Annotated in this window: 2 protein-coding genes; one reads left to right on the top strand and one right to left on the bottom strand. The window is 55.4% G+C overall.

Going from position 1 to position 4,356, the window contains the following annotated elements:
• Window positions 1-134: 134 nt before the first annotated feature.
• Window positions 135-3,053: a M16 family metallopeptidase gene (locus QVP67_RS12350; RefSeq protein WP_022163872.1), complete on the bottom strand. Its 2,919-nt coding sequence runs from the start codon at window positions 3,051-3,053 to the stop codon at window positions 135-137.
• 151 nt (window positions 3,054-3,204) lie between these two features.
• Between QVP67_RS12350 and prfB the strand changes: the two genes are divergently transcribed.
• The gene (prfB, locus tag QVP67_RS12345; protein WP_022163871.1) at window positions 3,205-4,317 is read left to right on the top strand and encodes a peptide chain release factor 2; all 1,113 of its coding nucleotides are present in this window, start codon (window positions 3,205-3,207) and stop codon (window positions 4,315-4,317) included.
• Window positions 4,318-4,356: the final 39 nt, after the last annotated feature.

Raw genomic sequence — 4,356 nt, 5'->3', positions numbered from 1 at the left:
ACACTTGTGTTGCTCGGCACCCCTTCGTAGAGCGGTTGTGAGCAGGGTTGGAGGGACAAAAAACAGGCGGGTGTGCCGGTAGGGAAAATTCCCTGTGCCGGTACACCCGCCTGCGTATCAGGATGGCGGAAGTATCAATAGCCGAAGATGTCTTCCGTTGTCAGTTCGATGACGGGACCTATCTTCTTCAGCGATTCCATGTCGAGTTCTTTCTTGTCGCCCAGGATGCAATAGTTGTACGTGCGGCCTTTGATCCACTTCTGCTGGAAGTCGGTGATGTCCTTCAGGGTTGCGGTCTGCACGTCGTTGTACAGGCGGATGCGGCTGTCGGTCGTTTCGCCCATGTCCTGTGCGTTGATGTATGCCCAGATGATGTCGCTCTTCAGGATGCGTTCGGTGCGCAGTCGGGCGATGAGGCCTTCCTTGGCCAGCTTGAAGGCGGCTTCGGACTGGGGCATGTTGTCGATGATGTCGTTGAACGTACGGATGGCGTCCATCAACTTGTCGTTCTGGGTGGCGATGTATGTGCTGACCGTGTAGTTGTACTTGGGCAGGCTCGGACGATCCATTCCGGCCCATGCCGAGTAGGCCAGTCCGCGGCTTTCGCGCATTTCCTGGAAGACGATGGAGTTCATTCCGCCGCCAAAGTATTCGTTGTACAGTTTGCGGCCGGGTTCGATGGCGGGGTCATACTTTTCGCCTCGGTTCGAAATCTGTGCCATGTAAATGTTCTTGGCTTCGTAGGGGGCGATATAGACTTTGGTTTCCGGCGTAAGCTGTTGCTTGAATTCGATGCCCTGCGGCACGTCTTTCAGGGTGTCGGGTACACGGTGCTCCTTGTTGATGACGGCCAGCAGTTCTTCGGTCTTGCTGGGGCCGTAGTAGGTGATGCGGTGCTTGTAGCTGTTCAGTTGGTGGATGCGATCGACAAGCTGTTGCGGATTCATGGCCTTCAGTTCGGCGTTGCTCAGCTGGTTGGTGGCGTAGTTGGTGGGACCCCATTCGGTATAGACCATCAGTCGGCTGAAGTTCTGCGACTGGTTCAGCTTGGCGTCAGAGCGGCTCTTCTGCAGGTCGGCTACTAAGTTGTTATAGGCTTCGGGGTTGACTTGCGCGTCGGCCAGCAGTTTCTCGAACAGGGCCACGGCTTGCGGCATGTTTTCGTTGAGGCCAGAGAGTACAATATAGGTACGTTCGCTGCCCGGCGACACATAGAAGGTGCAAGCCATGCGGTAGAACTCACTCTTCACCTGTTCGGGCGTCATGTCCGAGGTGCCCAGATACTCTAGGTATTGAGCGGCCATGCCCAGCGCCTTATCGTTGCGGTTGCCCATGTCGAAGAGGTAAATCAGTTCGAACAGGTCGTTCGTGCTGTTGTGGCGGTAGATGACGGGGATGTCATCCTTGGCCTTCAGTTGGGTCAGGTCTTTCGAGAAGTCCAGGAAGACCGGTTCGATGGGTTGCACCTTGCTTGCCTGAATCTCCTTGAGGAAGGCACTCGCGGTGTCACGGTTCATTACGATGGGCGTAATCTGGGGTTTCTCTATCTTCTTTTCGTTGGGGTCCTTGCCCTGGCGCTTGTAGATGATGGCATAGTTGTCGTCCTTCAGGTACTTGTTGGCAAAGTCCACGATGTCCTGCTTGGTCAGTTTGGCCATGCGGTCCAGGGCGGTCACTTCGTCGGCCCACTGGCTTCCGTTGATGAACGACTGTACGAACCAGTCGGCACGGGCGTCGTTGCTTTCCAACTGTTTCATCTGGTACAGCTTGAAGTTGTTGATGTTGGCTTCGAGCAGGCTTTCGTCAAAATCGCCGTCGCGCAGCTTCTTCAGCTCGCCCAGCAGCAGGTCCTTCACTTCGTCCAGTGTCTGTCCGGCTTTGGGGCGTCCGGCCATCAGGAAGGCGCTGTAGTCGCTCATGGTCATGGGGTAGCAGTAGGCGAGCAGTGTCTTCTGCTGTTGCGTCAGGTCGAGGTCGATGAGGCCGGCCTGTCCGTTGTACAATATCTGCGAAACGATTTGCAGGGTTTCGATGTCCTTGCTGGCCGCACCGGGGAAGCGCCATGCCAGGCTTACGTTCTCGGCCTCGGGGCCGAACACTTCGCGCACGATGGGTGTGGTGATGGGTGCTTCCTTGCCCGGGTTGAGCTTGGGCAGGTTGGGGTTGGGCTGCATGTCGCCGAAGTACTTGTCGATGGTGGCAATCATCTGGTCGGGGTCGAAGTCACCGCTGAGGCAGATGGCCATGTTGTTGGGCACGTACCACGTCTTGAAGTAGTTCTTGATGTTGGTGATGGAGGGATTCTTCAGGTCTTCCTGTGTACCCAGCACGGTCTGTGTGCCGTAGGGGTGATGGGGGAAGAGGGCGGCAAGGGTCTGCTCATATACCTTGCGGCTATCCTGGGTGAGCGACATGTTCTTTTCTTCATAAACCGTTTCCAGCTCGGTGTGGAAACCGCGGATCACGCAGTTCTTGAAGCGGTCGGCCTGAATCTTGGCCCAGTTCTCCACTTCGTTGCTGGGGATGTCTTCCGTGTAGCAGGTCACGTCGTAGCTGGTGTAGGCGTTGGTGCCGTTGGCTCCGATGGCGGCCATCAGCTTGTCGTACTCGTTGGGGATGGCATACTTCGAGGCCTCGTACGAAAGGCTGTCGATGGTATGGTAGATGGCTTTGCGCTGGTCTTCGTCGGTAGTCTTGCGATAGACTTCGAACGTCTGTTCAATCTGGTCCAGCAGCGGTTTCTCCACTTCGTAGTTCTGGGTGCCGAAGTGGTTGGTACCCTTGAACATCAGGTGTTCGAAGTAGTGGGCCAGACCGGTTGTTTCGGCGGGGTCGTTCTTACCGCCTACGCGCACGGCAATGTAGGTCTGGATGCGTGGCTCGTCCTTGTTGACGGTCATGTACACTTTCAGCCCGTTGTCCAGGGTGTAGATGCGTGCCTGAAGCGGGTCGTTGGGAACAGTCTCGTAACTGTACTTCGAACTGCAGCTGCCCAGTCCTAACGTGGCCAGCAGCAGGAGCGAAAAACCGAATTGTCTGATTCGTTTGTTCATAAGCAATACTTAATTAGGTTGATAACCGCAAATTTATGCGTTTTTTTCATACCTTTGCAAGCCGAACGGAAGAATCTGCTGCCGAAGGCAGGTCTTTTGCGCAGATTTCGACTTCCATGCATCAAGAATAACAGCTAAATCACATAGACAGATGATTACCATAGAACAACTGAAGGACATCAAGGAACGTACCGAAGCGCTCTGCCGCTATCTGGACATCGAAGGGAAAAAGATTCAAGTAGAAGAAGAGCAGCTGCGCACGCAGGCACCCGGTTTCTGGGACGACCAGAAGGCTGCCGAAGCGCAGATGAAGAAGGTGAAAGGCCTGCAGCAATGGATTGAGGGATACAACGAAGTGAAGACCCTAGCCGACGAACTGCAGCTGGCTTTCGACTTCTATAAAGACGAACTGGTGACCGAAGAAGAGGTGGACGAGGCTTACAGCAAAGCTGCCGATGCCGTCGAGGCACTCGAACTGAAGAACATGCTTCGCGACGAGGCCGACCAGATGGACTGCGTGCTGAAGATCAACTCCGGTGCCGGAGGTACGGAAAGCCAGGACTGGGCCAGCATGCTGATGCGTATGTACCTGCGCTATGCCGAAACTCATGGTTACAAAGCCACGATTGCCAACTTGCAGGAAGGCGACGAAGCGGGCATCAAGACTTGTACCATCGAAATAGCAGGCAGCTATGCCTACGGTTACCTGAAAGGTGAAAACGGAGTACATCGCCTGGTACGCGTGTCGCCCTACAATGCACAGGGCAAGCGAATGACTTCGTTTGCATCCGTCTTTGTCACCCCGTTGGTCGATGACACCATCGAAGTGACCATCGAGCCGGCACGCATTTCGTGGGATACTTTCCGAAGCGGCGGTGCGGGTGGACAGAATGTGAACAAGGTAGAGTCCGGCGTCCGTCTGCGTTATCAGTACAAGGATCCCTACACGGGCGAGGAAGAAGAAATCCTGATTGAAAACACCGAGACGCGCGACCAGCCGAAGAACCGCGAAAATGCATTGCGACTCCTCCGCTCCATGCTGTACGACAAAGAGATGAAGCACCGCATGGCCGAGCAGGCGAAGGTTGAGGCCGGCAAGAAGAAGATTGAGTGGGGTTCGCAGATCCGCAGCTACGTCTTCGACGACCGCCGTGTGAAAGACCACCGCACCAACTACCAGACAAGCGACGTGAACGGCGTGATGGACGGCAAGATAGACGGATTCGTCAAGGCTTACCTGATGGAATTTGCCGGAGCAGAATAACGTTCGTGTCCCCTTGGACACGGATGGCCGGGGACGCGG

It is taken from the genome of Bacteroides sp. CAG:633 (assembly GCF_000435115.1).
Lineage (GTDB): Bacteria > Bacteroidota > Bacteroidia > Bacteroidales > Bacteroidaceae > Bacteroides > Bacteroides ndongoniae.
Note: the sequence above shows the minus strand (reverse complement) of the source record. Positions and strands in the feature narration are given on the sequence as shown.